Source organism: Mycobacterium conspicuum (genome assembly GCF_010730195.1).
Lineage (GTDB): Bacteria > Actinomycetota > Actinomycetes > Mycobacteriales > Mycobacteriaceae > Mycobacterium > Mycobacterium conspicuum.
This window is the reverse complement of sequence record NZ_AP022613.1, coordinates 4,476,950-4,503,533: the sequence shown is the minus strand read 5'-3', so window position 1 is coordinate 4,503,533 and position 26,584 is coordinate 4,476,950. Positions and strand designations below refer to the sequence as shown.

Here is a 26,584-nt window from a genome sequence, read left to right as displayed (position 1 = left end):
GGAAGGATTGCCCGTTTTCGCCGGCCCAAAAGCGATCAGCTGTCGGTGAACACCGGCGCGCGCTTCTCCTGGAATGCCGTGGTGCCCTCTTTGAGGTCGTGGGCGCGCAGCAGGACCGACTGGCCCTTGAATTCGCGCTCGAGCGCGGGCTCGAGCTCGGTCAGGGTGGCCGCGTTGATCGCGTCCTTGGTCTTGGCGAAGGCCACCACGGGGCCGGCCGCCAACCTCGCGAGCACCTTGTCGACCTCGGCGTCGAAGCTCTCGGCGGGGTAGACCGCGCTCACCAGACCCCAGTCCAGCGCCTCGGTGGCCGGCAATCGCTCCGGCAGCAGGGCCATCCGCATCGCCCGGATGCGCCCGACCGCGGCGGCGACCAACGCCGACGCGCCGCCGTCGGGCATCAACCCGATCTTGGTGAACGCCAGCATGAAAAACGCTTTGTCCGAAGCCAATACGACGTCGCAGGCCAGGGCGATGGACACCCCGACGCCGGCCGCCGGTCCCTGAACCACGGCAACCACCGGGTGCGGCAGCGCGACGATGCCCCGGATCAGGCGGTTGATCTCCAGGATGATCTCGTCGGGCGGGGCACCCCCGCCGCCCGACATGTCCTCGGCGCTGATGCCCGCCCCGGAGCTGAAGCCGCGGCCGGCGCCGCCGAGCCGCACCACCTTGACGGCGGGGTCGACGGCGGCCCGTTCCAGCGCATCGGCCATCCCGGTGATCACCGGGGTGATCAGCGAGTTAAGGCTGTCGGGTCGGTTGATGGTCACCGACAACACGCCGTCGTTCAGCGTGACGTCGAGACCTGCGACTGGGGCAAGCGAGGCGATTCCCGAATCCGGCATGACGCTCAGAGTAGGTGACCGGGGTGCAGGGGCGTGCGGGGCGGCTGCGAAGATGCGAACGGTCGTCAAAGCAGATGAAAGGGCGCATCATGGCGGGACCGCTGAGCGGGTTGAGGGTCATCGAGTTGGCCGGCATTGGACCGGGTCCGCACGCGTCGATGATCTTGGGGGACTTGGGCGCCGACGTGGTGCGCATCGACCGGCCGTCCGATAGCCCCGGGGGGGTGGTTAAGGACGCCATGAGCCGCAACCGGCGCATCGTCACCGCCGACCTCAAGTCCGACACCGGCCGCGAACTGGTGCTCAAGCTGGTCGCCAAGGCCGACGTGCTGATCGAGGGCTACCGCCCCGGCGTCACCGAGCGCCTCGGCCTGGGCCCGGGGGACTGCGCCAAGGTCAACGAGCGGCTGGTCTACGCCCGGATGACCGGCTGGGGCCAGACCGGCCCGCGCAGCCAGCAGGCCGGCCACGACATCAACTACATCTCGCTCAACGGCATCCTGCACGCCATCGGCCGGGCCGGCGAGCGGCCCGTCCCGCCGCTGAACCTGGTCGGTGACTTCGGCGGGGGTTCGATGTTCCTGCTGGTCGGCATCCTGTCGGCGCTGTGGGAACGGCAGACGTCCGGCAAGGGCCAGGTCGTCGACGCCGCGATGGTCGACGGCTCCAGCGTGCTGGTCCAGATGATGTGGCAGATGCGCGCGTCCGGGATGTGGTCCGACGAGCGCGGCACCAACATGCTCGACAGCGGCGCGCCCTACTACGACACCTACGAGTGCGCCGACGGCCGCTACGTCGCCGTCGGCGCCATCGAGCCGCAGTTCTATGCGGCCATGTTGGCCGGCCTGGGTCTGGACCCGGCCACCCTGCCCAAGCAGAACGACGTCACCCGCTGGCCCGAACTGCGGGGCGTCTTCACCGCCGCGTTTGGCGCCCACGACCGCGACCACTGGACCAAGGTGTTCGCCGATTCCGACGCGTGCGTGACGCCGGTGCTGGCGTTCGGCGAGGTCGAGAGCGAGCCGCACATCACCGAGCGGAACACCTTCTACGAGGTGAACGGCGGCCTGCAGCCGCGGCCGGCCCCGCGGTTCTCCCGCACGGCGCCCGAGACGCCGCGTGCGGCGGCGCCGAGCGACGTCGAAGCGATACTGAGCGACTGGACATAGAGAAGGGATTCACATGGAGATCAAGGACGCCGTAGCGGTCGTCACCGGCGGCGCGTCGGGGCTGGGCCTGGCCACCACCAAGCGGCTGCTGGACGCCGGGGCCCAGGTGGTGGTGCTGGACCTGCGGGGCGAGGAGGCGGTCGCCAAACTGGGGGATCGCGCGCGGTTCGTGCAGGCCGACGTCACCGACGAGGACGCCGTCGGCGGCGCGCTGGATGTGGCCGAGTCGCTGGGCCCGCTGCGCATCAACGTGAACTGCGCGGGCATCGGCAACGCCATCAAGACGCTGTCCAAGGACGGCCCGTTCCCGCTCGACGGGTTCAAGAAGGTGGTCGGGGTCAACCTGATCGGCACGTTCAACGTGCTGCGGTTGGCCGCCGAACGCATCGCCAAGACCGAACCGATCGGGCCCGAGACGAGCCCGGAGCGCGGCGTCATCATCAACACGGCCTCGGTCGCCGCGTTCGAGGGCCAGATTGGCCAGGCCGCCTATTCGGCGTCCAAGGGTGGCGTGGTCGGCATGACGCTGCCCATCGCCCGCGACCTGTCGCGCGAGCTCATCCGGGTGGTGACCATCGCGCCGGGGCTGTTCAAGACCCCGCTGTTGGGTTCGCTGCCCGAGGAGGCGCAGAAGTCGCTGGGCAAGCAGGTGCCGCACCCGGCCCGCCTGGGCGACCCGGACGAGTACGGCGCGCTCGCGGTGCACATCGTCGAAAACCCCATGCTCAACGGTGAGGTCATCCGGCTCGACGGCGCCATCCGGATGGCGCCCCGCTGATCGGGACTGGCGAAACGAAAAGCCCCCCGCGTGGCGGGGGGCTCGCTCGCTACAGCAAATCGCTTATCGACGGAACCAACGGATGATGGTGGGGTCGGCTATGAGTAGCCGGGTAAACAGGCCCATGTCCGCTCAGCTCGCCGTCGGCAGCGGTTGCCAGTCTTCGAACTGCTCGGAGGTCACGCCTTCCACCAGCATGTCGCCGTGGTAGAGGGCCTCGAAGTCAGCCTTGATGACGTCTGCACTGGAGTCGTCGATCCACATGACACTGAGCGTATGGCCCGCCATTAAGGAATCTTTGAGTCACCATTCGGAAAATGGTGGCAATATTACCGCCGGGTAGGGTCCGACCCGCATGTCCGAGTCGCGGTGAACCAGCCGCCCGCCCACCTCGTGCTTTCCCCAAGTGTTGTTTGACACCCGTCAGTTACCGCTGATAAGTTACCGCCGATAGGTGTGAGGTCGGGGGACCGGACACACGGCGGGGGAGGACTCCGAAATGCTGCAAAGGATCGCTCGACTGGCCATCGCGGCGCCGCGACGCATCGTCGGAATCGCCGTCCTGGTCTTCATCGCCGCCGCGATCTTCGGCATCCCGGTCGCCGACAGCTTGTCACCGGGTGGCTTCCAAGATCCGAACTCAGAGTCGGCCCGCGCCATCCAGGTGCTGGGCGACAAGTTCGGGCAGAGCGGTCAGCAGATGCTGATCCTGGTGACGGCGCCCGGGGGCGTCAAGAGCGAGCAGGCCCGCAAGGTGGGCACCGAGCTGGTAAAGCAGCTGCAGCAGTCGCCGCTGGTCTACAACGCCTCCTCGCCCTGGACCGCGCCGCCGGGTGCTTCGGCCGACCTAATCAGCACCGACGGCAAGTCGGGCGTGGTCGTGGTCAACGTCAAAGGCGGCGAAACCAACGCGCAGAAAAACGCCGAGACCCTCTCCAATCAGTTCGTGCGCGACCACGACGGCGTCACCGTCCGAGCCGGCGGGCCGGCAATGCAGTACGCCCAGATCAACAAGCAGAACCAGGAAGACCTGCTGTTGATGGAGGCGATCGCGCTGCCGCTCACCTTCCTGGTGCTGGTCTGGGTGTTCGGCGGGCTGCTCGCGGCGGCGCTGCCGATGGCGCTCGGCGGGCTGGCGGTCGTCGGCTCGATGACGGTGCTGCGGCTGGTCACGTTCACCACCGACGTGTCGATCTTCGCGCTCAACCTGAGCACCGCCCTGGGTGTGGCCCTGGCCGTCGACTACACGCTGCTGATCCTCAGCCGCTACCGCGACGAGCTGGCCGAGGGCTCCGACCCGAACGAGGCACTGATCCGGACCATGACCACGTCGGGCCGCACGGTGTTGTTCTCCGCGGTCACCGTGGCGCTGTCGATGTCGGCGACCGTGGCGTTCCCGATGTACTTCCTGAAGTCCTTCGCCTACGCCGGCGTCGCGACGGTGGCGTTCGTTGCCACCGCGTCCATCGTGGTGACCCCGGCCGCGATCGTGCTGGCCGGTGACCGGCTGGATGCGCTCAACGTCCGGAAACTGTTGCATAAATTCCTGGGCCCCGAACCTCACCACAAGCCGGTCGAGGAGCTGTTCTGGTACCGGTCGAGCAAGTTCGTCATGCGCCACTGGGCGCCGGTCGGTCTGTCCGTCATGGCGCTGCTGGTGTTGCTCGGGCTGCCGTTCTCGTCGGTGAAGTGGGGTTTCCCCGACGACCGGGTGCTGCCGCGGTCGACGTCGTCGCATCAGGTCGGCGACGCAATGCGCGGCGGGTTCGCGCACGACGCCGCGACGGCGGTGCCCGTCGTCGTCCCCGATGCCCGCGGCCTGAGCCCGCCGGAGCTGGACAAGTACGCCGCCGAGCTGTCGCGGGTGCCCGACGTGTCGGGTGTCTCGGCCCCGGACGGGACGTTCGTGGGCGGGAACAAGGTGGGCCCACCGACCGGGCCGACGGGCTTGGCCGACGGGAGCGCCTTGCTGACGGTGAGCAGCTCGGCGCCGCTGTTCTCGCAGGCCAATGACACCCAGCTGGTGCGGTTGCACCAGGTGCCCGGGCCGGCCGGCCGATCGGTGGAGATGGGCGGCGTCGCGATGGTCAACCGCGACAGCGACGACGCGGTGATCGATCGGCTCCCGCTGGTGCTCGGCATCATGGCAGCCATCACGTTCGTGTTGCTGTTCATGCTCACCGGCAGCGTGGTGCTGCCGCTCAAGGCGCTGATGTGCAACGTGCTGTCGCTGACCGCGGCGTTCGGTTCGCTGGTGTGGATATTCCAGGACGGCCACCTCGGCGCACTGGGGACCACGCCGAGCGGCACGCTGGTGGCCAACATGCCAGTGTTGTTGTTCTGCATCGCATTTGGGCTGTCGATGGATTACGAGGTGTTCCTGCTCTCCCGGATCCGCGAGTACTGGCTGGCGTCTGAAGCCGCCCGGCCGGCGCGGGTCAGCGCCAAGGAGGCGCACGCCGCGAACGACGAGGCCGTGGCGCACGGCGTGGCCCGCACCGGCCGGGTGATCACCGCGGCCGCGCTGGTGATGTCGATGTCGTTCGCCGCCCTGATCGCGGCGCACGTTTCGTTCATGCGGATGTTCGGGCTCGGTCTGACCCTCGCGGTGTTCGCCGATGCGACGCTGGTGCGCATGGTCCTAGTCCCCGCGTTCATGCACGTGATGGGCCGGTGGAATTGGTGGGCGCCCAAGCCGTTAGCGTGGCTGCATGACCGGTTCGGCATCAGCGAAGGGCCGTCCGACGAAGCGGTGCCCTCCGAGCTCGAGGTGCCGGCCGAAGAGCGCCGTGTGGTCAGGGAGACGGTGACACACCTTGGTTAGCGTCCCCGTCGACCAGATAGCACGACGGTCCCGAGCCCCGCGCGGGTCCGGCGACCTGCTGCGCGACGAAATCCTGGACGCGGCAACCGATCTCCTGCTGGAAACCGGGCGCGCCACGTCCGTGTCGATCCGCTCGGTGGCGCAGCGCGTCGGCGTCACCCCGCCCTCGATCTACCTGCATTTCGCCGACAAGGATGCGCTGCTGGACGCGGTGTGCGCGCGCTACTTCGCCAAGCTCAACCTGGAAATGCAGCGGGCGGCCGAGGAACACACCTCGCCGGTGGACGCGTTGCGCGCGCAGGGCCACGCGTACATCCGGTTCGCGCTGCAAACGCCCGAGCTGTACCGCCTCGCGACGATGAGCGAATGGCGCTCCGGGCGTGAAATCGATGTGGTGTTGGAAAGTTCGGCCTTTCAGCACATGCGCGCCACCGTCCAGGCGTTGGCCGATGGCGGCGTGCAGCTGCGGGACGACCCGTCCACCATCGCGCTCGAATTCTGGACCGCGGCGCACGGGGTGGCGTCCATGTTGATCGCCAAGCCGCACCTGCCGTTCGGCGAGGTTGAGGAGTTCGCCGACCGGGTGTTTCGCTCAGCGTTCATCGGACGCGCGGTGGTCGGCCTCATTGGGGACGTGTCGCCCCAGGAATTCATGGCCTGGGTGGGGACACAGACCCGGGCGGAAGAGTCATGAACGCCGTTTCCTGCGCGCAATCGCCGATAGACCACCCGTTCTTCGCGCGGGTCTGGCCCGTCGTGGCCACCCACGAGGCGAAGGCCGTACAGGCGCTGCGCCGGGAGAACCTCGCGGGCCTGTCGGGGCGGGTCTTGGAGGTGGGAGCCGGCGTCGGCACCAACTTCGCCTTGTACCCGCCGACCGTCGAACAGGTGGTTGCGGTGGAGCCCGAGCCCCGGCTGCGCGCCAAGGCCCGCGTCGCGGCCGCGAACGCACCGATTCCCGTCACCGTGTCCGGCGAGACGATGGAGCAATTCGGCTTGGCTGCGGAGCCGTTTGACGTGGTGGTGTGCTCGCTGGTGCTGTGCTCGGTGCGTGATCCCGACGCCGCGCTGCGCCATCTCTACGCGCTGCTGCGTAAAGGCGGGGAGTTGCGGTATCTCGAGCACATCGCCAGCGCGGGTGTGCGGGGATTTTGGCAACGGGTTGTCGATGCGACCCTGTGGCCGAGGTTGTTCGGTAACTGCCACACCCACCGCGATACCGAGCAGTCGCTGGTCGACGCCGGATTCCAGATCGACACCTCGCGCCGCGAGTGGACTTTGCCGTTCTGGATGCCGATGCCGGTGTCGGAGTTGGCGCTGGGGCGGGCGGTTCGGTCTTAGTGCTTGCGCCGAGACTGCGCTCAGCGCGTGATTTTTCGAGAAATTGCGATCTGTACGCAGTTTCGGTGCGCACGCGCGTCGCGCACGCGGCGGATGATGTCTTCGGGGCGATCCGATGCCACCACTCGTATCACGATCCAGCCGAGGCGCGCTAACTCCTCGCTGCGGCGAATGTCTTTTCTGTAGTGCCAGCGGTCCTTTCGGTGATGCTCACCGTCATACTCCACGGCCACCATGAGGTCCGGCCAGCCCATGTCGAGGTAGTACATCTGGTGGCCCGCATCCACGGGGATCTGTGTGGTGGGCCGCGGTAGGCCGGCTCTGATCAACAGCAGCCGCAGCCAACTCTCCTTCGGCGACTGTGAACCGGCGTCCACAAGCTGCAGCGCCCTGTCCAATTTCCGCAACCCTCTCGCTCCGCGATGCCGGGTGGCGACATCGGCGATGTCGTTGACCTTGAGGCCGGTGGCGTTCATGAGCGCATCGAGGTGGGCGACCGCGAAGCCCATCGGCTTCCCGCACCCGATGTCGAACGCCGTGCGGCCTGGAGTCGTGACGGGCAGGCCGGCGACCATGTCCAGCTCGCCAGGGCATAACGCCATGTCATGGGTGCGAAGCCCGCGCGGCGGGCGCGCATTCGACCAGATCAATTCGATAGGTAGGTCCTCGTCCACCCATTTCGAGCCGTGCCACGCCGCCGCGGTAACCCCTGCCAGCACCCCATTGCGATGCGACCACAGCCAGCCCGCAATGGCCAGTTGCCGCACCGTCAGCTGTTGATCCCTGGACACATAGACGTCTGGAAACACCGCCCTGAAGCGGGAGCGCAGCTGGTGTTTGCGTAGGGCCCCACTGGCCACCGCTTCGCTGCCAATGAATGGTTCGTCGCTTGCCGTCATGGCGGCAGCATCGCGTGGAATGCCGACTTAACGCCGATCGATTCTGCGGTCAGCGCGCGATTTGTGCATAAATCGCGATCTGTGCGCAGTTTCGGCGCAAGGCGCCTACTGCAGCAGGGCCGGCAGCCGCTGCAACAGCCCGGGCAGCGCCTGGCTCGCGCTCTGGCGGATGCTGAGCGTTGCGCTTGCAGACAGCGGCGTGGGCTCCGGGTTGACCTCGATGACGACGGCGCCGCGGGCCAGCGCCAGGTCGGGTAGCCCCGCCGCGGGGTAGACGATCGCCGAGGTGCCCACCACCACCATCACGTCGGCGTCCTGCGTCGCTTCCACCGCACGCTGCCACGGGCCCTCGGGCAATGCTTCGCCGAACCACACGATGTCGGGGCGAATCAGGCCGTCGCACTCGCTACACACCGGCGGCTCCACCTCGATCGCGGGCTCGGGCATCTCCGGCAGAGCCTCGGTGTAGGCCACTCCGCAACGCGCACAACGGAATTCGAACAGGCTGCCGTGCAGGTGGTGTACCGGCGTGCTGCCGGCGCGCTCGTGCAAGTCATCGACGTTCTGGGTGACGACGGTGACCTGCGCCCCGTCCTGCCAGGCGGCGATGGCGCGGTGCCCGTCGTTGGGTTCGACCTTGGCCACCAGATAGTGCCGCCACAGGTACCAGCCCCAGACGCGTTCGGGGTTCTTCAGCCAGCCCTGTGTGCTGGATAGCTCGTAAGGGTCGAAGCGCGCCCACAGTCCGTTCTTGTCATCGCGAAAGGTCGGCACCCCGCTCTCTGCGGAAATGCCCGCGCCGCTAAGTACCGTCACTCGCATCCCACAAACATAGCCGTGCTTGGGCAATACTGGATAAGTGGAGTTGCGGGATTTGCTACGGGTGGATGTCAAGGCGGGCAAGCCGTTATTCGACCAGCTTCGAACCCAGGTGATCGAGGGGGTCCGCGCCGGTGCGCTGCCGCCGGGCACCCGGCTGCCCACGGTGCGTGACCTGGCCGGTCAGCTGGGCGTCGCCGCCAACACCGTGGCCCGCGCATATCGCGAATTGGAATCGGCGGCGATCGTCGAAACACGCGGCCGCTTCGGCACTTTCATCTCTCGCTTCGATCCGACCGACGCGGCGATGGCGGCCGCCGCCCGCGAATACGTCGAGGTGGCCAGGGCGTTGGGGCTGACCAAGTCCGACGCGATGCGCTACCTCACCAACGTGCCGGACGACTGACACCCCGGTCAGCCGAACTCCAGCAGCGTCATGCTCGGGCGCAACGGATCCAAGAAGTGCGCCCCGTAGAGGATCGACACCGCCGCTCGGAGCAGCGGGCCCCGCCCCGATGCCATCGGCATCTTCCGCACCCGGCGAATTCCCGGCACGGTGCGCGCGAGGTCCGCGGCCTGCGCCGAGGACAGGCTGAAGGGCATCGCCGGAACCTTGTAGCGCAGGGTCGGCCGCAGGCCGCCGTAGCGACTCAGCTTCGAGAACCAGACCGGCGGCAAGTCGAACACCATCTCGCCGCCGGGAAATCTCTTGGCGCACTGCGCGATCAGGTCGAGCGCCTGCTCGGGCTGCAGGTACATCAGCAATCCCTCGGCGGTGATGAAGACGCCGCCGGAATCGTCGACGGCGTCCATCCAGCTGTAGTCCAACGCCGACTGTGCGCACACCGCGACCCGCGGCTCGGCGGCAGCAGCCGATTCCGGATTTCGATCATCTGCGGTAAATCAACTGTCAGCCAACGGAATTGGCTGTCGGGATCGGCGGCGTCGAGGCGCCAGAAACTGGTCTGCAAGCCCTCCGCCAACGCCACCACCGTCGCCGATGGATGGCGATCGAGGTAGGACCTGGTCGCGTTGTCGAAGGCCAGGGCGCGCAGGGCCAGGCCCTGGGCGCTTCCGGGGCGCAGGTGGCCGAACTTTGAGAAGTCATAGTCGATCGAATCGACTAGGGCCACCGCCATCGGGTCATCGATCACGGAATCGGGGCGGCGAGCTTCGCGGGCGCGCGCGTACAGCGTCAGTAGGGCGGTCTCGGAGACACCGCTGAGGTTGACCTTCACTTGACCACCTTGGCCACGGTGCGCAGATTGCGCGTGGTGGTCGACGACTTGTAGCGCGGCTTGCCCATCGTTTTCCCGATGGTGCTGTCCAGGGTGCTGCCCTTGGGCACCTGCCAGTAGACGACGCCGACGCCGCGGGCGATCTTTTCGTCCGAGCCGGCCTGGTCGGCCAGCGCGGCGAGTTCGTCGAGCACTTTGGCGTCGGTGACGAACGTGACGTAGGACTGATACCCGTCGACCTCGCGCTCGAACGGGTAAGCCTCGGCGATCTTGCGCACCGTGTCGATGTCGTAGGCCAGCACCCAGGCCTCGTAGCCGAATCGCTCGCGCAACGCGGCCTCGGCTTGCTTCCGCACCGCGGTGACGCCGGACGACGATTCCAGCAGCACATTGCCGGAGGCCAGGATGGTGCGCACGTTGCTGAATCCGGCCTCAGACAACGCAGCGGCCACCTCGGCCATCTTCAAGTTGACGCCCCCCACGTTGACGCCACGCAGGAACGCTGCGAATTGGGTCATGTTCGCCAATCTACGGGCGACGTAGGCTTTCGGGATGGGACGCCAAGTGTTCGACGACAAACTCCTGGCCGTGATCAGCGGAAACTCACTGGGGGTGCTGGCCACGATCAAACGCGACGGGCGGCCCCAACTGTCGAACGTGTCGTATCACTTCGACGCGCGCGAGGTGGTGGTGCGGGTGTCGATCACCGAGCCGCGGGCCAAGACCCGCAACCTGCGCCGCGACCCGCGGGCGTCGCTGTTGGTGGACGCCGACGACGGGTGGTCCTATGCCGTCGCGGAGGGCACGGCGGAGTTGTCGCCGCCCGCCGCGTCGCCCGACGACGACACCGTCGAGGCGCTGATCGCCTTGTATCGCGACATCGCCGGCGAGCATCCGGACTGGGACGAATACCGGCAGGCGATGGTCACCGATCGGCGGGTGCTGCTGACGTTGCCGATCTCGCATGTCTACGGTCTGCCCCCGGGAAAGCGTTAGGCTGCCGGTATGGCTGAGTCGAAGTCGTCGAAGGATTCCGGCGCACCCGAGGACGAGACCAAACGCAAGTTCAAGGAGGCCCTCGAGCGCAAGTTGGCGAAGTCCTCGGACGGATCCGACCACAAGGACGCCGGCGGCAAGCAATCACGCAGCCACGGTCACGGGCCGGCGGAGAGCCGTCGGGAATTCCGCCGCAAGAGCGGCTAACCGCCTCGGGTGAACAGGTCGATCGACGGGTCGGTCTGGCCGGGTTTACCGCGCAGGCTTCCCCGCGTACTGGGGTGTTCGAAATTCACTTGGGACGGATCGTTTTGGTATGCCCAGTCCGCGACGATGGTGCGTTGACTGAACTTCCAGCGGCCGTCGTGTTTGGTGTAGGTGTCCAAGTACCGGCCGCCGATGATGACGTCGAGGTCGTGTTCGGGGCCGGCGAAGGTGTGAAAAACCAGGCAGTAGATTTCACCGCGGGCAGTGTCGCCGTCGATCGTGAAATTCGTTGTGGTGACGTTGTGTTGGGAGACACGCACGTACGGTTCGGCCGCCCGTAGTTGTGCGATGAATTGTTCGACGCCGCCCGTCGAAAACGAGCCGTGCGAGTCGGTGGCGTCGGGGTGATACATCTCCCGCAGCGCTTCGTAATCGGCGCGGTCGACGGCGCGGCAGTAGGCATTGACCAGCTCGTGCAGTTCGTCTCTGGCCAGCATGTTTGCCAATCTGGCGTCATCCAACACGACGTCACGATAGCTCGGCGGGTATGCGCCGGCCGCATCGCGTGCTGCGGGCAAGCGTTGGCAGCGCCCGCACCAGCCTGTCCAACAACGACAAGCCAAACGCCTAGCGGTTCAGCGGAGATATCGGTGAGGACGTGGTGGATGCGGGCAGGGGGGCGCGAGTTTGGTTGTCGGACTTGATAATCAAGGCTCGGTGGCAGCCGCTAGCGCGACGAAATCCTGCGCCTTACCCACCTAGTTGTTGGTGGGTGGTGGTTGGGGTTGGAAGGGGGTGTACCACCACCAGTCGGCGCGTTCGCCGAGGGGCCCGCGCCACGGTGGGACCGCGGGTGGGGGTTGGGTGGGTGGTCGGGCCAGCGATCCCGGACTGAGTAATCGGCCGGTGTCGTCGGTGACGGTCAGGGCGTCGGCGGGTCCGCTGATGGTGATCAGGCCGCGGTGGTGTAGCCGATGGTGGTACGGGCAGAGCAGAACCAGATTGTGCAGCTCGGTGGGGCCGCCGTCTTCCCAATGGCGGATGTGGTGCGCATGAAGACCCCGGGTGGCGCCACAACCGGGCACCGCGCAAGTCGGGTGGCGGTGCTCAAGCGCGCGACGCAACCGCCGGTTGATCACCCGCGTGGTACGCCCGGCGCCGATGACGTTGCCGTCGCGTTCAAACCAGACCTCACAGGTGGCATCGCAGGTCAGTTCTTGGCGTTCGGCGTCGGACAGCAGCGGACCCAAATGCAGTGCCGCGGCTTTCTGCTGCACATCGACGTGCACCACCACGGTGGTGTGCTGCCCGTGCGGTCGGCGGGCCGCCTCAACATCCCAGCCCGCCTCGACCAGGTGCATGAACGCCTCCCCGGTGCTCGGCAACGGCGGCCTCTGCTCGCCGGCGCGCGCGTCGTCGTTATCGTCGTCGTCACCGTGGTCGCGTTTCCACTGCGCGACCAGTGCGTCACGGTGCGTGGCCAGCGCGGCGTCGAATTTCGCCGCATCCAGGTTGCCCAGTTTGATCCGCCAATAGCTGAACCGCTCATCGGAGGAGGTCTTGGTGACCGACGGCCGCAGATCGGACTCATATTCGGGGCCGGGGTCGGGTCGCGGTTCCAGCTTGACCGCGGTGCGCAGCTGATTGACCGTGGCCACTGCGGCCAGCTTCGCGTAATGCTCATCGGATCCCTGTCCGGCGCGCGCGGCGATCACGCCGACCTGATCCAGCGACAGCCGACCCTCCCGCATGGCTTGAGCGCAGCGTGGGAACTCGTCGAGTCGACGCGCCACCGTGGTGATCGTGCGCGCGTTGGCCGACGACGTGGCCAGCTTCCAGGCCAGCAATGCCGCCACCGAACGCGCGCCGGTGGAGCCACAGAGCTCGTCGCGCTCCATCTCCGCCGCGATCTCCACGACCCGCGCATCGATCGCGTTGCGCTGACCGGCCAACTCTGCCAGCTCGTCAAACAGCGCATCCAAACGCCGCGGAACATTGTCCGTCAGCAGAGGCGGGGCGGGGAAACGCATAACGTCATCAAAACAGAAGGGTCCGACAACTTTCGGCGACCGAGGTCGCGCCGGTTCCATGACACCGTCGGCGGCGAGTCCGACCAGAAGACATCCCACGCGCGACCCTGCTCTTCAACTCACCGGCGCTAATTCTTCGAGTGTGGCGGCATTCTCGGCTGCGTTCCTCGGCTTTTCCGGGCAGTCGTAAGCTTCCTGGCGTGACTGCCAAACTTTGCCTCGCTCAAGACCCCGAGGCCGACCAGCTGTTGGCCGACAATCCGCTGGCCCTGCTCGTCGGGATGGTTCTGGATCAGCAGGTTCCCTTCGAGACGGCATTCGCCGGACCGAAGAAGATCGCGGAGCGGATGGGCAGTTTTGACGCCGCCGAGATCGCCGACTACGACCCGGACAAGTTCGCCGCATTGTGCTCGGAAAGGCCTGCGATACACCGCTTTCCGGGGTCGATGGCCAAGCGCATCCAAACGTTGGCGCAGATCGTCGTGGACCGCTACGACGGCGACGCGGCGGGATTGTGGACCGCCGGTGACCCCGACGGAAACGAGCTGCTGCGCCGCATCAAGGGGCTACCGGGCTTCGGCGACGTGAAGGCGCAGATCTTTTTGGCCCTGCTGGGCAAGCAGTACGGCGTGACACCCAAAGGCTGGCGCGCGGCCGCCGGCGACTTTGGCAAGGCCGGCTCGCATATCTCGGTGGCCGATATCGTCGACGGAGAATCGATGGGGAAAGTGCGGTCGTATAAAAAGCAGATGAAAGCAGCAGCAAAGGGAAAGGCGGCAACGTGAAAACCCACATTACGTGTCCGTGCGGCGAAGCCATCCAGGGCAAGGACGAGGATGAGCTGGTCGAATTGACCCAGGCGCACCTCGCGAAGGTTCATCCGGGCATGGAGTACGACCGGGACGCCATCCTGTTCATGGCGTACTGACGCTTAAGGCACCACCGTCGAGCCGATGGTGGGCATGAACTGGCACTGATGGTCTTTGGTGCTGACCTGCCCGAAGATCGTCGACATGACGCTGCCGGAGCCGGTGTCGGCGATCGCCGTCAACGTCGTGGGCCCGTCCGGGTTGATGTCGGAGCGCGGCTTGAGCGCCACCGTTCCGGACTTGCCGGTGGTCAGGTTCACCCAGGTGACGTTCAACGGCAGCTTCTGCACCTCGGCGGGCCCGGGCGTGCCGACCGCGGTGAACACATAGGCCGTCTGCCCCGGGCCGGGACCGGGCGTCGGGATCTTGGCCGGCCCCGCCACCGATAGCGCGGTGGCGATCGAACTATTGCCGTCCGCAAGGCAATTGGTGCCGATCGAGGGATACATGAAGTCTTGCGTCGGCGGGGCGTCCGGGCCGAAATTCGGGGCCGCCGCGGCGGCAGGCGCCGGGGCAGGAGCGTCCGCGGGCGCCGGGGCTGTGCCGGTTGCCGCGGCGGGGGCCGCGACCGGGCCGGTGGCCGGGGCCGGGGCCGGTTCAGGGGCCGGTGCCGGTGCCGCGGCGGGCGCCGGGCCCGCGGCATGAACCGGGTCGATACCCGTCGGCAGGTGGGATTGCGTGCCCGGCACGACACCGGGCGGTGGCACGTGGGGCACCGGGCCGGTCTCGGGCGCGACGGCGGCCGCGGGCGGGCTGGTCGGACTGGCCACGAACTGGTTCACCGACGTCGCCACGTTCCTGGATTCGCTGGGCGCCCCCGGGGTGTGGGCGAACGCTTGCGCCGCGGCCATCAGCAGCTGCGTCGCCTGCTGCGGGTTGCTGGCCGCCTGCTGGATGATCGGGCTCAACTGGGCCAAGGCCGGCAGACCCGGCAGCTCTTGGGTGGTGTTGGGCGCCCCACCGGGGTTGGCCGCCGGATCGGCTGCCGCGCTCGGGGAAAGCCCGAACGCGGCAGCCGTCGCCGAGGCCACGACACCCACGGCAGCCAAACCTTTAGCGAAAGTGCTTGCCATGATGTCCTCCGGTCGTCGGTGGTGGGTCAGCCGTCTAAGGGGCTGATCAGGGCAGGGCGGCCAGCAACGACGTCGGCGCGACCGGCGCCGGCGCGGGTGCGGCCGGCGCGGGAGCCGCCACCGGCGCGGCCGGGACGACGCCGTTGGCGAGCGCCGGCAGGTCCCGCGGCAGCGAGATCTGCGACGGCACATTCAGCGGCAGGCCCGGAATCGCGGGCATCTCAACCTTCGCCACCCCGGGAGCCGATGCCGGGGCGGTGGCCGAGGCAGGCGCGGCGGGCGTGGTGAGCCCCGGGATGGACAGCGGCGACGCGGGAGCCGCCGGTGCCGCCGGAGCGGCCGGCGCGGTCAGGCCCGGGATCGGTGCGTTGACCCCGGGAATCGTCGGGGCCGCCGCGGGCGCCGCGGGTGCCGCGGCCGCCGGCGGGGTCAGGCCCGGGATCGACGGGATCGCCGCCGGGGAACCGGGTGTCGCCGCCGAGGCGGGAGCCAGGCCCGGGAAGGTGATCCCGGGGGCCTGCGGGGCGGCCGGCGGGGTAGCACCGAGCGCCGTCGCGAGGTTTTGCAGAATCTGCGGGGCGTTGGCCGCCGACGCGATCAGCTGCTGCGGAATGTTCGCGACGGCCGACATGTCCGGCGCGGGCGCCGGGGCCGGCACGGGGTCAGCGTGGGCGATACCGCCCGTCAGCAATGCTGCGGAGGAACCGACGACGACGGCGGTTGCGCGCAAGTAGGTCCAGATGGTTGGCATGACTCTCCCTGGGGATCGACGACAGGTTCCGGCCCGAAGTTACTTTGATGCTGGTGGGACTCAAGTGACACGTGTGGCATTTATGGGATCGTTATTCATACGTGCGGTGGCAGTGACCGAACGCTCCGCTCGCTAAAGTCGGGCGGGTAGACACCATGACCACGCGGCGGCTCGCGACTCGGCTGCAATCCGCCGCGCCAGTTCTGTTGATCGTCAGCATCGCGGCCCGGCTCGCCTGGACGTACCTGGCGCCCAACGGCGCCAACTTCGTCGACCTGCACGTCTACCTGGGCGGGGCCGCCGCCCTCGACCACCCCGGCACCCTCTACAGCTACGTCTACGCCGACCAGACGCCGGACTTCCCGCTGCCGTTCACCTATCCGCCGTTTGCCGCGGTCGTCTTCTATCCGCTGCACCTGCTGCCGTTCGGACTGGTCGCTTTTCTGTGGCAGGCCGCGACGATCGCCGCGCTGTACGGCGCGATCCGACTCAGCCAGCGCCTGCTGGGCAGTGATGTTCAAGGCGGTCACCGCGCCGCCATGCTGTGGACCGCGGCCACCATCTGGATCGAGCCGCTGCGCAGCACCTTCGACTACGGGCAGATCAATATGCTGCTGATGCTCGCGGTGCTGTGGGCGGTTTGCAGCACCCGGTGGTGGTTGACGGGACTACTGGTCGGCCTGGCGTCCGGGATCAAGCTGACGCCGGCGATCGCCGGGGTGTATCTGCTCGGAGTCCGGCGTTACGGCGCCGCCGTCTGCTCGGCGGTCGTGTTCGTCGCCAGCGTCGCGGTGTCGGTGGTGGTCGTGGGCGATCAGGCCCGCTACTACTTCACCGACCTGCTCGGCGACGCGCGTCGGGTCGGGCCGATCGCCACGTCGTTCAATCAGTCCTGGCGCGGCGGCATTTCGCGAATCCTCGGGCATGACGCGGGTTTTGGCCCGCTGGTGCTGGCCGCGATCGCGGTGACGGCGGTGCTGGCGGTGCTGGCCTGGCGCGCGCTGGACGAGTCCGATCGGCTGGGCAGGTTGCTGGTGGTCGAGGTGTTCGGGCTGTTGCTTTCGCCGATCTCGTGGACCCACCACTGGGTGTGGCTGGTGCCGCTGATGATCTGGCTGATTCAGGGGCCGGTACGCGAACGCCCGGGCGCGCGGATTTTTGGCTGGGGGTGGTTGGCGCTCACCATCGTCGGCGTGCCCTGGCTACTGAGCTTCGCGCAGCCGACCATCTGGCAGATCGGCCGTCCCTGGTATCTGGCCTGGGCGGGGCTGATCTACATCGTGGCGGCGCTGGCCACCCTGGTGTGGATTGCGGCTAGTCCGCGACAATCGCGTCGATATCGCGCGCCATCTCGACGTCGTTGCGGGTGATGCCACCCTCGGAATGCGTGACCAATGCGAAAGTCACTGTCCGCCAACGAATATCGATATCCGGGTGATGATCCTTGCTCTCCGCGTGCTCGGCTACCCGGCGCACCACGTCGATGCCGGCGAGGAAACTCGGGAATTTGATCGACCGGCGCAGGACGCCGTCGGCGTGCTCCCAGCCGTCGAGGTCGGGCAGTGCGGCGTCCACTTGTTCATCCGTTAACACAGCCATGTTCCTCACGGTACCGCTGCGCCCGTTACGCCGACGGCGCGCGCCGTGCCGGCGTTTGCTGACCACCGCAAGGGCACCGTGCCGAGGCTGCCGAACGACGAGCCAATTGGGCGAATGTACAGCATGGAAAGTGCCGATTTAGTAAGCTACCGCGGACCGATTGGGCTGCAGATTGCACTCAAACGTGCTCGCGTTTTCTGTTCGGCACTCAGGCAGTAACGGTGGGAGAGCGCGCCGATGAAGGCGAGTACTGGTACGCGATGACCGGTGGCGTGGCTTTGCCGGAGCAATCGATGATCGATGAAGCCGGCGCACAGGATGCGCCCCTGGAGGGCACGGCCGCCATTCAGGACTGGTCGATCGGGTACCTCAAACGTCATCCGCTGGCGTCGCTCGCCACGGTCGGGGAGCAGTTCGTCCTGGGCATGCGCACCCTGCAGTACTTCTTCATCGACCTGGTGACCGGCCGATTCCAATGGGAAGAGTTCGTCCGGCAAGGCGCGTTCATGGCCGGGACGGCCGTGTTGCCGACGATTCTGGTGGCCCTGCCGATCGGCGTGACGTTGTCGGTTCAGTTCGCCTTGCTCGCGGGCCAGGTGGGCGCCACCTCGCTGGCCGGCGCCGCCAGCGGACTCGCCGTCATCCGCCAGGGCGCGTCGCTGGTGGCCGCGCTGCTGATGGCGTCGGCGGTCGGTTCGGCGATCACCGCCGACCTGGGGTCGCGGACCATGCGGGAAGAGACCGACGCCATGGAGGTGATGGGCGTTTCGGTGATCCGCCGGTTGGTGGTGCCCCGGTTTGCCGCCGCGATCATGGTCGGCGTCGCCCTCACCGGAGTGGTCTGCTTCGTCGGGTTCTTCGCCAGCTACCTGTTCAACGTGTACTTCCAAGACGGCGCTCCGGGCAGCTTCGTGTCGACGTTCGCGGCGTTCGCCACCACCGACGACATGATCCTGGCGCTGCTGAAGGCGGTCATCTTCGGAGCCATCGTCGCGGTGGTCTCGGCCCAGAAGGGCCTGTCCACCAAGGGCGGCCCGACGGGCGTGGCGAACTCGGTGAACGCGGCCGTCGTCGAAGCCGTCTTGTTACTGATGATCGTCAACGTCGCCATCAGCCAGCTCTACATCATGTTGGTGCCCAGGACGGGCCTATGACGCTCACGACAGGCCCGGTGACCGAGCCGATCGCCCGGCTCGGCCACATGCTGCTGTTCTTTGTCCGGGCCCTCGCCGGCATCCCGATCGCGCTGCGTCAATACCGCGGCGAGTTCCTGCGACTGCTGTCGAACATCACCTGGGGCAACGGCTCGCTGGTGGTCGGCGGCGGCACCGCCGGCGTGGCCGTCGTGCTCGGCGCGACCGTCGGCGCGCTGATCGGGATCGAGGGCTACAACTTCCTCGACCTGCTCGGACTGGGACCGGCGACCGGCTTCATCTCCTCGCTGGTCAACACCCGCGAATTGGCGCCGCTGATGGCCGCCATGGCGTTCTCCATGCAGGCCGGCTGCCGGTTCACCGCGCAGCTGGGGGCGATGCGGATCGCCGAGGAGATCGACGCGATGGACTCGCTGGCGATCCGCCCCATCCCCTACCTGGTGACGACCCGGCTGATGGCCGCGGTCGTGGCGATCATCCCGCTGTACGCGGCGTGCCTGGCGATCAGCTACCTGAGCGCGCAGGCGGTGGTGCAGCTCAGCGGCGGCGGTTCCACCGGGTCCTACCTGCACTACTTTTCGCTGATGCTGGCCGGCAACGACATCGTCTACTCGTTCGTCAAGGCCGTCATCTTCGTGTGGATCTCCACCACCATCCAGTGCTATTACGGCTACTACGCCAGCGGCGGCCCCGAGGGCGTGGGCGTCGCCGCCGGACACGCCATGCGGGCCAGCGTCGTCGTCGTGATCATGGCCAACATGCTGCTCACCATGGCGCTGTGGGGGGTCGGCACCGGCGCGAGGTTCGGTGGCTAGGTCGATGGGCGGGCGCAACTCCTTCGAGCCCGACGGGCGGGGCGCGTCGGACCGACAGCTGGTCGGCTCCGGGCTGCTGGTGGTGGCGCTCGCGGCGGCGCTCACCGTGGGGCTGGTGGTCAAGTCGACGGGTCGCCTCGACGACCACGTCGCCGTGGTCGCCGACTTGGTCAACGTCGGCGACGGCCTGCCGCAGCGATCCGACGTCAAATACCACGGCCTGCTCGTCGGCACCGTCGACGACGTCGTTCCCGCCACCAACGGGAAACCCAACCACGTCCACATCAACCTCGACCCGGAATACGCCAAGTCGATCCCCGCGGCGCTGACGGCGCGCGTCGTGCCGAGCAACGTGTTCGCGGTGTCGTCAGTTCAGTTGGTGGACAGTCGTTCTGGCGCCGCTGGTGCCCGGATCCGGGCGGGCGCGCACATTCCCGAGGACACCCGGCTGCCGACCGTGCTGTTCCAAACCACCATCAGCAAGCTGCGTGACCTGCTGTCCGCGTCCGGGCGGGGCCGCGACGACCGATCGGTGGGCATCCTGGCCGCGCTGGCGGCCGCCACCGACCATCGCCGCGGCGCCCTGTTGACCGGCGCGACACAGCTGAATCACCTTCTGGATCAACTGAATTCGATCGTCAGCACCGACGCCGGTCCCTCGACGGTCGCCGCGCTGATCGACGCCACCCGGGGGCTGCAGGCGACGGCGCCCGACCTTCTCGACGCGCTGCACCAGGCCGTCGAACCGATGCGGACCTTCGCCGAAACGCGTGACCAATTGGCGGCGCTGCTCTCCGGCGCCGGTAACACGGTCGGCACCACGTACCAATCGTTTAGCAATCACATCGACCAGCTCATCCGGATCACCACCGACTTCACCCCGGTGCTGGGGGTTTTGGCGCAAAACTCGCACAACCTCCTGCCCGCCGTGATCGAGCTGGACAACCTCGCCGACAAGTACATGGCGAACGTCGCGACCCCCGAGGGCATCGGCAACCTGCGAGCGATGTTGTCGTTCACCCCGAGCTATGCGTACACGCGCGCCGATTGCCCGCACTACGGCGAGCTGAAGGGACCCAGTTGCTTCACCGCGCCGCTGGTGCCGGTGCGCCCCGATTTACCGGAAGTGCTGCTGCCGCAGAACTATCAGCCGCCCAAGGATCTCGCCCCGCCACCGGGCACCGTGATCGGACCGGACGGAAACCTGGTCGCCGTCGGGCCGCCTTTGATCAACCCGAACCCCAACCTGGCCGACCCCAACCCGCCGCTGCCCTCCTGGCTGCCCCCGTCCGCGCCGGTACCGGGGACTGCCAACCCGGATAACCCCGCACCGGGCCCCGCACCGCCGGACCCGGGGGCGCATGCACCGTGGGTCGCCCCGGTCGCGCCGAAGGCGCCGTGGGTTCCCCAAGCTTCATTCGGCGGCACCGTCGGGCCCGTCGGCAGCCACTATGAGCACGAGATGCTGAGCGTGATCACCGGCCAACCCGCCACCGCGGCCACCGAGCTGCTGCTGGGTCCGATCGCGCGCGGCACCACCGTCTCGCTGAAGCACCCGGCCGGGGGACCCAAATGAGGTTCCGCGGCCCGCTGATCGGCCTCACCCTGTTCATGGTCGTCTCGCTGACGCTCACCTGGCTGGTGTACGCCAGCCTGCGACGCGACGTGGGCGGCAAGACCACCCCGTACGCCGCGCTGTTCACCGACGTCTACGGCCTGCGCGAGGGCGACGACGTCCGGATGGCCGGGGTTCGGGTGGGTCGGGTCGAAAAGATCGACCTCGAAGGCAAATTGGCGAAGGTCTCCTTCGTGGTGCAGCAGGAACAGCACCTGTTCGGCAACACCATCGCCTCGGTCACCTACCAGAACATCGTCGGACAGCGTTATCTCGGACTGTCTTTGGGCAAGCAGGGCGACCGGCGGCAGCTGCCGCCCGGCAGCGTCATCCCGACGGAACGCACCGAACCGTCCTTCGACGTCACCGCGCTCCTCAACGGCTTCGAGCCGCTGTTCAGCGTGCTCAACCCGCACGACGCCGACAATTTGACCAAGGGCGTGATCGCGTCGCTGCAGGGTGACACCTCGTCGCTGGCCACGCTGGTCAGCCGAACCTCCACGCTCACAGAGACATTCGCCGGACGTGACCAATCCCTCGGCTCGGTGATCACCAACCTGAACAAGGTGGTCGGCAACCTCGCGGCGCAGAACGACAACCTCGACGGTGTCATCGTGCAGACCCGCGCGTTGGTCTCCCAACTCGACGGGCGCCGCCCAGAGCTGGTGTCCTCGGTGGGGTCGCTGGCGCGGGCGCTGGACCGGCTGTCGGCCTCCGCGACGGACGTGTACCCCGCGGCGCGCGAATTCATCGACCGTCAGCCCGGTGTCACCCGGCACATCCTGAACGTCGAACCTCAGGTGGCGTTCTTCGGCGACAACGTCCCATTGGCGTTGAAGGGCATCACCCGGGGCGCAAATCAGGGCGCCTACGGCGACGCCTACGCGTGTGACATCAACGTCTTTGGGTTCTTCCCCGGCCTCAACGATGTGGTGCCGATCATCGTCGCCGCCGCCACGCCGGGGAACAAGACGTGGCACACCCCGAAGTGCAGGAACACGGCCCATGGCTAGGCGGCTGGAGAGCTACAACAAGACTTGGCTTGGGTTTATCGCCGTCGTGGTGGTCGGCGCGGTGATCGGGGCCATGCTGTTGGCGCACAAGGTCGGCGCCGGATACCGGCAATACACCGCCGAGTTCGCGCAGGCCGCGTCGCTGCAACCCGGCAACCCGATCATGGTGGCGGGCATCCCGGTCGGCACGGTCACCAGCATGAAGCTCGACGGCGACCACGTCGAGGCGGGCCTGAAGATTCGCGACGACATCGCCCTGGGCAGGGACTCTAAGGCGGTGATCAAGGACGCCACCATCCTCGGTGGGCGCTACCTGGCCGTCCAGCCGGCGGGTCCGGATCGCCTGCCGCACAACACGTTCGGGTTGACTCACACCGAGGTCCCCTACGACCTGCAGACGGCGTTGAAGGACGCCACCAACACCTTCGAGCAGCTGGACTCGGACCAATTCGCGGCATCGCTGACCGTGCTGGGCAAGCAGATGACGGGCCTGCCCGCGGTGGTGCCCCAGGCGCTGGCGAACATCGACGCGTTGTCGTCGATCATCGCGCAGCGGCGCGACCAGTTGGGCCAGCTGCTCGCCAACACCGAGCGCGTCACCAACACCCTGCGCAACCAGCAGGCCAACATCGGCAGCCTGGTCAACCAGGGTCAGGACCTGATCGGTGTATTCGTCGCGCGCCGAGCGGTTTTCCACGCGATGATGCAGTCCCTGCAGAGCCTGGTGGACGTGTTGGGCAAGATCGTCGTCAACGACCGCTCGGGTGTGGACGCGATGCTCAAGGACATGGCGGATTTCACCGCCCTGCTGGGTCAACACGACGACCTGATGCGCAACCTGCTGCAGATCAGCCCGGTCTTCCTGCGCGAGGCGGCCAACATGACCGGCGACGGCAACGCGATCGCGTTCACCATCCCCAACGGCCCGGTCGTCGATTCGTGGATGTGCGCAATCAGCGGCCGCGCCAAGCAGTTCGGGATGATCCAGTACTTCAAGGACTGCAAGTGAGGGTCAGGATCATCGCGGTGATCGCCGCCGTGCTGTCGGCGGCCGCGGCGATCGGCGCCGGCTGGTGGTACCTGAGTCCCGGCGATGAGCCGCTCACGGTGACGGCCCAATTCGACAGCGCCTCAGGCCTGTACGAGGGCAACGTGGTGGCGGTGTTGGGCATGCCGGTGGGCAAGGTCACCAAGATCAACCCCAAGGGCGGCTACGTCGAGGTCGCGTTCACCGTCGACCGCAACGTCAAGATCCCCGCCGACGCCGAGGCGGTCACGGTGTCGACCTCCATCCTCACCGACCGCCACATCGAGCTGACACCGCCCTACCGTGGCGGCCCGGTGTTGGAGAATCACGACACCATCGGGTTGACCCGGACCAAGACGCCCGTCGAATTCAGCCGCGTGCTGGGCGTTCTCGACCGGGTGTCGAAATCGCTGGAAGGCGACGGCCATGGCGCCGGCCCCGTCGCCGATGTGCTCAACGGCGGCGCCGACGTCGTCAACGGCAACGGGCCACGCATCAAGCAGGCCCTCGACGAGCTGTCAAAAGCGTTGCGGCTCAGCAGCGACGGTGGCGCCGCCAGCCGCGAACAGATCACCACGATCATCAAGAACGTCAGCTCGCTGTTCGACGCCGCCGCGGCCAACGACGCGAAGCTGCGGGAGTTCGCTTCCACCGTCCACCAGCTCAGCGCGATCCTCGCCGACGAGGACTTCGGCAGCGGCAGTACGGGAAAGAAACTCGACCGGCTGATCCAGCGCGCCGGCGACCTGCTCGACGCCAACCGCGACAACCTCCGCAAGGCCATCCTCAACGGCAACCGCACGGCGGAAGCCGTTGTCGCCCAGCAGCGCGACCTCGCCGAGACCCTGGACCTGGCCCCCATGGTCGCGGACAACTTCTACAACGTGGTCGATCGGGCGAACGGCAGCATTCGCGGGCGGGTCCTCACCGACCGGGTGATCTTCGACGGCCAGTACGCCAAGGAGGTCTGCAACGTGATGGGCCTGCGGCAATTGGGCTGCAGCACCGGGACTTTGCAGGACTTCGGCCCCGATTTCGGGTTGACCTACGTGCTCGACGGCCTGGCCGCGATGGGGCAGAAGTGAAGCGCGCGAGAGCGGCCCTCGTTGTCGCGGTTGCCACCGCCCTCGTCAGCTCGGGCTGCGCCACGAACGGGCTTGCCAGCCTTCCGCTTCCAGCGCCGGGGCTGGGCACCGGCGGCTACACGCTGACCGCGATCTTCGCCAACGCGCTCAACCTGCCGACGAAGGCCAAGGTAAAACTCGCCGGCGCCGACGTCGGCCAGGTCGAATCGATGGTCGCGCGCAACTACACCGCGGTGACCACGCTGCGCATCCGCGACGGCGTCCTCCTGCCGCGCGGCAGCACGGCCGAGTTGCGCACGGCCACGCCGTTGGGCGACGTGTTCGTGGCACTCAAACCGCCGGCCGAGGATCCGGCGGACACGCCCATGCTGCACGACGGCGACACCATCGGTTTGGAATCGACGACGGCGGCCTCGACCGTGGAATCGGTGCTGGGCTCAGCCGCGGTGTTGGTCAATGGCGGAACCGTGCGCGATTTCACCAACATCATCAACGGCATTGGCAAGGCATCCGGCGACCAGGGCCAGGCGTTCGGTGAGCTGATCCGCAAATCCAACCAACTGCTCGGCACGCTGGACTCCCGGTCCGAGCAGATCTCGACCGCATTGACCGAATTGTCCCGTCTCGCCGACGAACTCGACGCCAAGAACCAGACCGTCACCGAGCTGATGGCGGCGGCCGGCCCGGGCACCGACGCGCTGGCCGCCAACGCCGGCCAACTTTCCGACCTGGCGGTGCAGGTCGGCGACACGGCCAAGGTGCTGTCCAGGTTCCCGGCGATCGGCGGAACCGACACCAGCGGCCGCAGCATCATTCGTGACCTGAACACGATCGCCGGTGCCGCCAACGACGTTGCGGTGAGCCCCGACACCAGTTGGTTGGCGCTGAACCGCATGCTGCCGACCATCATCAAAACCGGCTCGGGCAGTTCGATCGCGGTGTCCGCCAGCATCGACAAGCTGATCCTCGGATCGATACCCGACATCGGATTCCCGGGGGACCCCGGCCTGCACGGGCCGCACCACTACACCATGAATCAGTTGGTCGGCTCGTTGAAGTACACGCTGTGGCGTCTGCAGGAACGCGTCGTCGGGCGCGGGCCGAATTCACCGCAGGTGCCGGTGATCCCGGATCCGCTCGTCCCCGGCCAGATCGATATCGCCCCCGGACCGCCGCGATGATAACGGCGATCGCCAACGCCGCCGTCCGCCTGGTGCGGGCGTCGCATCGTCAGCAGGTTTGGCTGTCGGTGGCCGGACTGGTGCTGACCCTGGTGGTGGCGGCCGCCTACCTGTTGATCGGCGCGCTGCGGGTCGCACCGTTCGCATCGTCCTACCGGGTCACCGTGCAGTTGCCGGAATCCGGTGGGCTGCTGCCGAATCAGGATGTGACGCTGCGCGGCGTGCCTGTCGGGCGGGTCGAGTCGCTGCACATCACCGAGCGGGGCGTCAACGCCGTCGCGAACATCACGTCCAAGGTCCGCATCCCCGCGTCTGCCGTCGCGCACGTGTCCGCGCTGTCCCCGGCGGGCGAGCAATTCATCAACCTCGAGGCCGCGTCCGACGCCGGACCCTATCTGCGCGACGGCAGCGTCATCGCGCTGGATCGGACCACCGTCCCCATCAGCATGGCGCAGTTGCTCACCGACGCCGACGGGCTGCTGGCTCAGGTGGACCCGCGCAAGGTCGAGTTGATCAAGAACGAACTGAGCCTGAGCAAGGAGGGGCCCGCGAAGCTGGCCGCCATCGTCGACGGCGGAACGTTCCTGCTGTCGACGCTGGATTCGGTGCTGCCGCAGACCACCAGCATCATCAGGACCAGCCGGGTCGTGCTGACGCTCGCGGCCGACAAGAACGCCGGGTTAGCCGCCACGACAAAGGATCTCGACCGCACGCTGGCCGGGGTCGCCAGAATGCAGGGCGGCTATCGCCGGCTGACGGCGCAGGCACCGCACGCGCTGTCCAGCGTGGATAACTTGTTCGCCGACAACTCCGACACCATGGTGCAGCTGCTGGGCAGCATGGCCAGCGTGTCACAGCTGTTGTACCTGCGGGTGCCGGCGCTCAACGCGCTGTTCCCGAACTACCGCGGCTCGGTGTTGGACGCGGTGGCCAGCGCGTTTCACGACAACGGCGTCTGGGTGACCGCCGACATCTACCCGCGCTACTCCTGCGACTACGGCACGCCGGCGCACCCGCCCTCGTCCGCCGACTATTACGAGCCGTTCATGTACACCTACTGCCGCGACGACGACCCGGCGGTCGGCATTCGAGGGGCCAAGAACGCGCCGCGGCCGGGAGGCGACGACACCGCGGGCCCGCCGCCGGGAGCCGACCTGGGACGCCGCACCGACCCAACCCCCAAGGGGCGCTTCACGGTTCCCACCCCCTACGGCGGTCCACCGCTGCCGATCGAACCGCCGCACTAAGACCCA

The 26,584-nt window shown here is 67.6% G+C and carries 29 protein-coding genes and 1 pseudogene; 19 read left to right on the top strand and 11 right to left on the bottom strand.

All coding sequences use genetic code 11. The annotated features are described in order from the left end of the window. Positions 1–35: 35 nt before the first annotated feature. Positions 36–848, bottom strand: a complete 813-nt coding sequence (locus tag G6N66_RS20515) for an enoyl-CoA hydratase (protein WP_085234415.1) — start codon at positions 846–848, stop codon at positions 36–38. A gap of 89 nt (positions 849–937) precedes the next feature. Here G6N66_RS20515 and G6N66_RS20510 point away from each other — a divergent pair, with 89 nt between their 5' ends. Both G6N66_RS20510 and G6N66_RS20505 read left to right on the top strand, forming a co-directional pair. After that, complete coding sequence (locus G6N66_RS20510; RefSeq protein WP_085234449.1) at positions 938–2,017, top strand: CaiB/BaiF CoA transferase family protein; 1,080 nt, start codon at positions 938–940, stop codon at positions 2,015–2,017. Between the two features lie 13 nt (positions 2,018–2,030). Then, positions 2,031–2,795, top strand: coding sequence for a 3-hydroxyacyl-CoA dehydrogenase (locus G6N66_RS20505; protein ID WP_085234414.1), 765 nt, complete (start codon positions 2,031–2,033; stop codon positions 2,793–2,795). Positions 2,796–2,927: 132 nt separating this feature from the next. Here G6N66_RS20505 and G6N66_RS30150 read toward each other — a convergent pair whose 3' ends face one another. After that, positions 2,928–3,059, bottom strand: coding sequence for a hypothetical protein (locus tag G6N66_RS30150; RefSeq protein ID WP_139825349.1), 132 nt, complete (start codon positions 3,057–3,059; stop codon positions 2,928–2,930). 235 nt (positions 3,060–3,294) lie between these two features. On the opposite strand from G6N66_RS30150, the gene G6N66_RS20500 reads away from it, so the two are divergent. Genes G6N66_RS20500 through G6N66_RS20490 form a run of 3 tightly spaced genes read left to right on the top strand, consistent with a single transcriptional unit; the run spans position 3,295 to position 6,960 of the window. Beyond that, a complete protein-coding gene (locus tag G6N66_RS20500) occupies positions 3,295–5,619 on the top strand; it encodes an MMPL family transporter (RefSeq protein WP_085234413.1) in 2,325 nt (774 codons plus the stop codon). Continuing rightward, complete coding sequence (locus G6N66_RS20495) at positions 5,612–6,313, top strand: TetR/AcrR family transcriptional regulator (protein ID WP_232079370.1); 702 nt, start codon at positions 5,612–5,614, stop codon at positions 6,311–6,313. Before G6N66_RS20500 ends, G6N66_RS20495 begins: the two co-directional genes overlap by 8 nt. Further along, the gene (locus G6N66_RS20490; RefSeq protein ID WP_085234412.1) at positions 6,310–6,960 is read left to right on the top strand and encodes a class I SAM-dependent methyltransferase; all 651 of its coding nucleotides are present in this window, start codon (positions 6,310–6,312) and stop codon (positions 6,958–6,960) included. Before G6N66_RS20495 ends, G6N66_RS20490 begins: the two co-directional genes overlap by 4 nt. 20 nt (positions 6,961–6,980) lie before the next feature. Here G6N66_RS20490 and G6N66_RS20485 read toward each other — a convergent pair whose 3' ends face one another. Together G6N66_RS20485 and G6N66_RS20480 are read right to left on the bottom strand one after the other, a co-directional pair. Then, a complete protein-coding gene (locus G6N66_RS20485) occupies positions 6,981–7,859 on the bottom strand; it encodes an endonuclease domain-containing protein (RefSeq protein ID WP_085234411.1) in 879 nt (292 codons plus the stop codon). Positions 7,860–7,964: 105 nt separating this feature from the next. Continuing rightward, positions 7,965–8,681, bottom strand: coding sequence for an NAD-dependent deacylase (locus G6N66_RS20480; protein ID WP_085234410.1), 717 nt, complete (start codon positions 8,679–8,681; stop codon positions 7,965–7,967). 37 nt (positions 8,682–8,718) lie between these two features. On the opposite strand from G6N66_RS20480, the gene G6N66_RS20475 reads away from it, so the two are divergent. After that, positions 8,719–9,084, top strand: coding sequence for a GntR family transcriptional regulator (locus tag G6N66_RS20475; RefSeq protein ID WP_085234409.1), 366 nt, complete (start codon positions 8,719–8,721; stop codon positions 9,082–9,084). Between the two features lie 8 nt (positions 9,085–9,092). On the opposite strand, the pseudogene G6N66_RS20470 reads toward G6N66_RS20475, so the two are convergent. Both G6N66_RS20470 and G6N66_RS20465 read right to left on the bottom strand, forming a co-directional pair. Further along, positions 9,093–9,916: pseudogene (locus G6N66_RS20470) on the bottom strand (class I SAM-dependent methyltransferase). Then, positions 9,913–10,434, bottom strand: a complete 522-nt coding sequence (locus G6N66_RS20465) for a DUF1697 domain-containing protein (RefSeq protein ID WP_085234408.1) — start codon at positions 10,432–10,434, stop codon at positions 9,913–9,915. The pseudogene G6N66_RS20470 and the gene G6N66_RS20465 overlap by 4 nt, the downstream one beginning before the upstream one ends. A gap of 34 nt (positions 10,435–10,468) precedes the next feature. On the opposite strand from G6N66_RS20465, the gene G6N66_RS20460 reads away from it, so the two are divergent. Both G6N66_RS20460 and G6N66_RS20455 read left to right on the top strand, forming a co-directional pair. Beyond that, positions 10,469–10,912, top strand: a complete 444-nt coding sequence (locus tag G6N66_RS20460; protein ID WP_085234407.1) for a PPOX class F420-dependent oxidoreductase — start codon at positions 10,469–10,471, stop codon at positions 10,910–10,912. A 9-nt stretch (positions 10,913–10,921) separates the two neighbouring features. Further along, entirely contained in the window at positions 10,922–11,119 is a 198-nt protein-coding gene (locus tag G6N66_RS20455) for a DUF5302 domain-containing protein (RefSeq protein ID WP_085234406.1), read from the top strand. Here G6N66_RS20455 and G6N66_RS20450 read toward each other — a convergent pair. After that, positions 11,116–11,616: a nuclear transport factor 2 family protein gene (locus G6N66_RS20450; protein WP_085234405.1), complete on the bottom strand. Its 501-nt coding sequence runs from the start codon at positions 11,614–11,616 to the stop codon at positions 11,116–11,118. The genes G6N66_RS20455 and G6N66_RS20450 overlap by 4 nt on opposite strands. A gap of 261 nt (positions 11,617–11,877) precedes the next feature. Further along, on the bottom strand, positions 11,878–13,149 hold the full coding sequence (locus G6N66_RS20445) for an HNH endonuclease signature motif containing protein (RefSeq protein ID WP_163645892.1): 1,272 nt from the start codon (positions 13,147–13,149) through the stop codon (positions 11,878–11,880). Positions 13,150–13,349: 200 nt separating this feature from the next. On the opposite strand from G6N66_RS20445, the gene G6N66_RS20440 reads away from it, so the two are divergent. Both G6N66_RS20440 and G6N66_RS20435 read left to right on the top strand, forming a co-directional pair. Beyond that, positions 13,350–13,934 carry an HhH-GPD-type base excision DNA repair protein gene (locus G6N66_RS20440; protein ID WP_085235374.1) on the top strand — a complete coding sequence of 195 codons (585 nt, stop codon included), beginning with the start codon at positions 13,350–13,352 and terminating at the stop codon, positions 13,932–13,934. Beyond that, positions 13,931–14,077: a DUF1059 domain-containing protein gene (locus tag G6N66_RS20435; protein ID WP_085235373.1), complete on the top strand. Its 147-nt coding sequence runs from the start codon at positions 13,931–13,933 to the stop codon at positions 14,075–14,077. The genes G6N66_RS20440 and G6N66_RS20435 overlap by 4 nt, the downstream gene beginning before the upstream one ends. 3 nt (positions 14,078–14,080) lie before the next feature. On the opposite strand, the gene G6N66_RS20430 is transcribed toward G6N66_RS20435, so the two are convergent. Together G6N66_RS20430 and G6N66_RS20425 are read right to left on the bottom strand one after the other, a co-directional pair. After that, positions 14,081–15,091, bottom strand: coding sequence for an Rv1157c family protein (locus G6N66_RS20430; protein ID WP_085235372.1), 1,011 nt, complete (start codon positions 15,089–15,091; stop codon positions 14,081–14,083). A 46-nt stretch (positions 15,092–15,137) separates the two neighbouring features. Then, positions 15,138–15,842, bottom strand: coding sequence for a hypothetical protein (locus G6N66_RS20425; RefSeq protein ID WP_085235371.1), 705 nt, complete (start codon positions 15,840–15,842; stop codon positions 15,138–15,140). Between the two features lie 155 nt (positions 15,843–15,997). On the opposite strand from G6N66_RS20425, the gene G6N66_RS20420 reads away from it, so the two are divergent. Beyond that, entirely contained in the window at positions 15,998–17,212 is a 1,215-nt protein-coding gene (locus tag G6N66_RS20420; protein WP_085235370.1) for a mannosyltransferase, read from the top strand. Here G6N66_RS20420 and G6N66_RS20415 read toward each other — a convergent pair. After that, on the bottom strand, positions 17,157–17,441 hold the full coding sequence (locus G6N66_RS20415) for a 4a-hydroxytetrahydrobiopterin dehydratase (protein ID WP_085235369.1): 285 nt from the start codon (positions 17,439–17,441) through the stop codon (positions 17,157–17,159). The two genes, G6N66_RS20420 and G6N66_RS20415, sit on opposite strands and share 56 nt — an antisense overlap. 293 nt (positions 17,442–17,734) lie before the next feature. Here G6N66_RS20415 and G6N66_RS20410 point away from each other — a divergent pair, with 293 nt between their 5' ends. From G6N66_RS20410 to G6N66_RS20375, 8 genes are read left to right on the top strand one after another with little or no spacing between them, the layout of a single operon-like run. Then, positions 17,735–18,595 (top strand): MlaE family ABC transporter permease, encoded by an 861-nt coding sequence (locus tag G6N66_RS20410; protein WP_085235379.1) that lies wholly within the window; start codon positions 17,735–17,737, stop codon positions 18,593–18,595. Beyond that, positions 18,592–19,410, top strand: coding sequence for an MlaE family ABC transporter permease (locus G6N66_RS20405; protein ID WP_085235368.1), 819 nt, complete (start codon positions 18,592–18,594; stop codon positions 19,408–19,410). Before G6N66_RS20410 ends, G6N66_RS20405 begins: the two co-directional genes overlap by 4 nt. A gap of 4 nt (positions 19,411–19,414) precedes the next feature. Continuing rightward, entirely contained in the window at positions 19,415–20,986 is a 1,572-nt protein-coding gene (locus G6N66_RS20400; RefSeq protein WP_085235367.1) for an MlaD family protein, read from the top strand. Further along, positions 20,983–22,038, top strand: a complete 1,056-nt coding sequence (locus tag G6N66_RS20395; protein WP_085235366.1) for an MlaD family protein — start codon at positions 20,983–20,985, stop codon at positions 22,036–22,038. Before G6N66_RS20400 ends, G6N66_RS20395 begins: the two co-directional genes overlap by 4 nt. Continuing rightward, on the top strand, positions 22,031–23,047 hold the full coding sequence (locus tag G6N66_RS20390; RefSeq protein ID WP_085235365.1) for an MCE family protein: 1,017 nt from the start codon (positions 22,031–22,033) through the stop codon (positions 23,045–23,047). The genes G6N66_RS20395 and G6N66_RS20390 overlap by 8 nt, the downstream gene beginning before the upstream one ends. After that, positions 23,038–24,150: an MCE family protein gene (locus G6N66_RS20385; RefSeq protein ID WP_232079540.1), complete on the top strand. Its 1,113-nt coding sequence runs from the start codon at positions 23,038–23,040 to the stop codon at positions 24,148–24,150. The genes G6N66_RS20390 and G6N66_RS20385 overlap by 10 nt, the downstream gene beginning before the upstream one ends. After that, a complete protein-coding gene (locus tag G6N66_RS20380) occupies positions 24,147–25,331 on the top strand; it encodes an MlaD family protein (protein WP_085235364.1) in 1,185 nt (394 codons plus the stop codon). The genes G6N66_RS20385 and G6N66_RS20380 overlap by 4 nt, the downstream gene beginning before the upstream one ends. Then, a complete protein-coding gene (locus tag G6N66_RS20375) occupies positions 25,328–26,578 on the top strand; it encodes an MlaD family protein (RefSeq protein ID WP_085235363.1) in 1,251 nt (416 codons plus the stop codon). The genes G6N66_RS20380 and G6N66_RS20375 overlap by 4 nt, the downstream gene beginning before the upstream one ends. Positions 26,579–26,584 lie beyond the last annotated feature (6 nt).

Excerpts from the sequence above, each read along its gene's own strand:
- G6N66_RS20515 (WP_085234415.1), bottom strand. The coding sequence starts at position 848 with ATGCCGGATTCGGGAATCGCCTCGCTTGCCCCAGTCGCAGGTCTCGAC.
- G6N66_RS20465 (WP_085234408.1), bottom strand. The coding sequence starts at position 10,434 with ATGACCCAATTCGCAGCGTTCCTGCGTGGCGTCAACGTGGGGGGCGTC.
- G6N66_RS20510 (WP_085234449.1), top strand. The coding sequence starts at position 938 with ATGGCGGGACCGCTGAGCGGGTTGAGGGTCATCGAGTTGGCCGGCATT.
- G6N66_RS20410 (WP_085235379.1), top strand. The coding sequence starts at position 17,735 with ATGATCGATGAAGCCGGCGCACAGGATGCGCCCCTGGAGGGCACGGCC.
- G6N66_RS20430 (WP_085235372.1), bottom strand. The coding sequence starts at position 15,091 with ATGGCAAGCACTTTCGCTAAAGGTTTGGCTGCCGTGGGTGTCGTGGCC.
- G6N66_RS20500 (WP_085234413.1), top strand. The coding sequence starts at position 3,295 with ATGCTGCAAAGGATCGCTCGACTGGCCATCGCGGCGCCGCGACGCATC.
- G6N66_RS20405 (WP_085235368.1), top strand. The coding sequence starts at position 18,592 with ATGACGCTCACGACAGGCCCGGTGACCGAGCCGATCGCCCGGCTCGGC.
- G6N66_RS20425 (WP_085235371.1), bottom strand. The coding sequence starts at position 15,842 with ATGCCAACCATCTGGACCTACTTGCGCGCAACCGCCGTCGTCGTCGGT.
- G6N66_RS20445 (WP_163645892.1), bottom strand. The coding sequence starts at position 13,149 with ATGCGTTTCCCCGCCCCGCCTCTGCTGACGGACAATGTTCCGCGGCGT.
- G6N66_RS20400 (WP_085235367.1), top strand. The coding sequence starts at position 19,415 with ATGGGCGGGCGCAACTCCTTCGAGCCCGACGGGCGGGGCGCGTCGGAC.
- G6N66_RS20480 (WP_085234410.1), bottom strand. The coding sequence starts at position 8,681 with ATGCGAGTGACGGTACTTAGCGGCGCGGGCATTTCCGCAGAGAGCGGG.
- G6N66_RS20505 (WP_085234414.1), top strand. The coding sequence starts at position 2,031 with ATGGAGATCAAGGACGCCGTAGCGGTCGTCACCGGCGGCGCGTCGGGG.
- G6N66_RS20395 (WP_085235366.1), top strand. The coding sequence starts at position 20,983 with ATGAGGTTCCGCGGCCCGCTGATCGGCCTCACCCTGTTCATGGTCGTC.
- G6N66_RS20415 (WP_085235369.1), bottom strand. The coding sequence starts at position 17,441 with ATGGCTGTGTTAACGGATGAACAAGTGGACGCCGCACTGCCCGACCTC.
- G6N66_RS20375 (WP_085235363.1), top strand. The coding sequence starts at position 25,328 with ATGATAACGGCGATCGCCAACGCCGCCGTCCGCCTGGTGCGGGCGTCG.
- G6N66_RS20450 (WP_085234405.1), bottom strand. The coding sequence starts at position 11,616 with ATGCTGGCCAGAGACGAACTGCACGAGCTGGTCAATGCCTACTGCCGC.
- G6N66_RS20460 (WP_085234407.1), top strand. The coding sequence starts at position 10,469 with ATGGGACGCCAAGTGTTCGACGACAAACTCCTGGCCGTGATCAGCGGA.
- G6N66_RS20390 (WP_085235365.1), top strand. The coding sequence starts at position 22,031 with ATGGCTAGGCGGCTGGAGAGCTACAACAAGACTTGGCTTGGGTTTATC.
- G6N66_RS30150 (WP_139825349.1), bottom strand. The coding sequence starts at position 3,059 with ATGTGGATCGACGACTCCAGTGCAGACGTCATCAAGGCTGACTTCGAG.
- G6N66_RS20485 (WP_085234411.1), bottom strand. The coding sequence starts at position 7,859 with ATGACGGCAAGCGACGAACCATTCATTGGCAGCGAAGCGGTGGCCAGT.
- G6N66_RS20455 (WP_085234406.1), top strand. The coding sequence starts at position 10,922 with ATGGCTGAGTCGAAGTCGTCGAAGGATTCCGGCGCACCCGAGGACGAG.
- G6N66_RS20420 (WP_085235370.1), top strand. The coding sequence starts at position 15,998 with ATGACCACGCGGCGGCTCGCGACTCGGCTGCAATCCGCCGCGCCAGTT.
- G6N66_RS20490 (WP_085234412.1), top strand. The coding sequence starts at position 6,310 with ATGAACGCCGTTTCCTGCGCGCAATCGCCGATAGACCACCCGTTCTTC.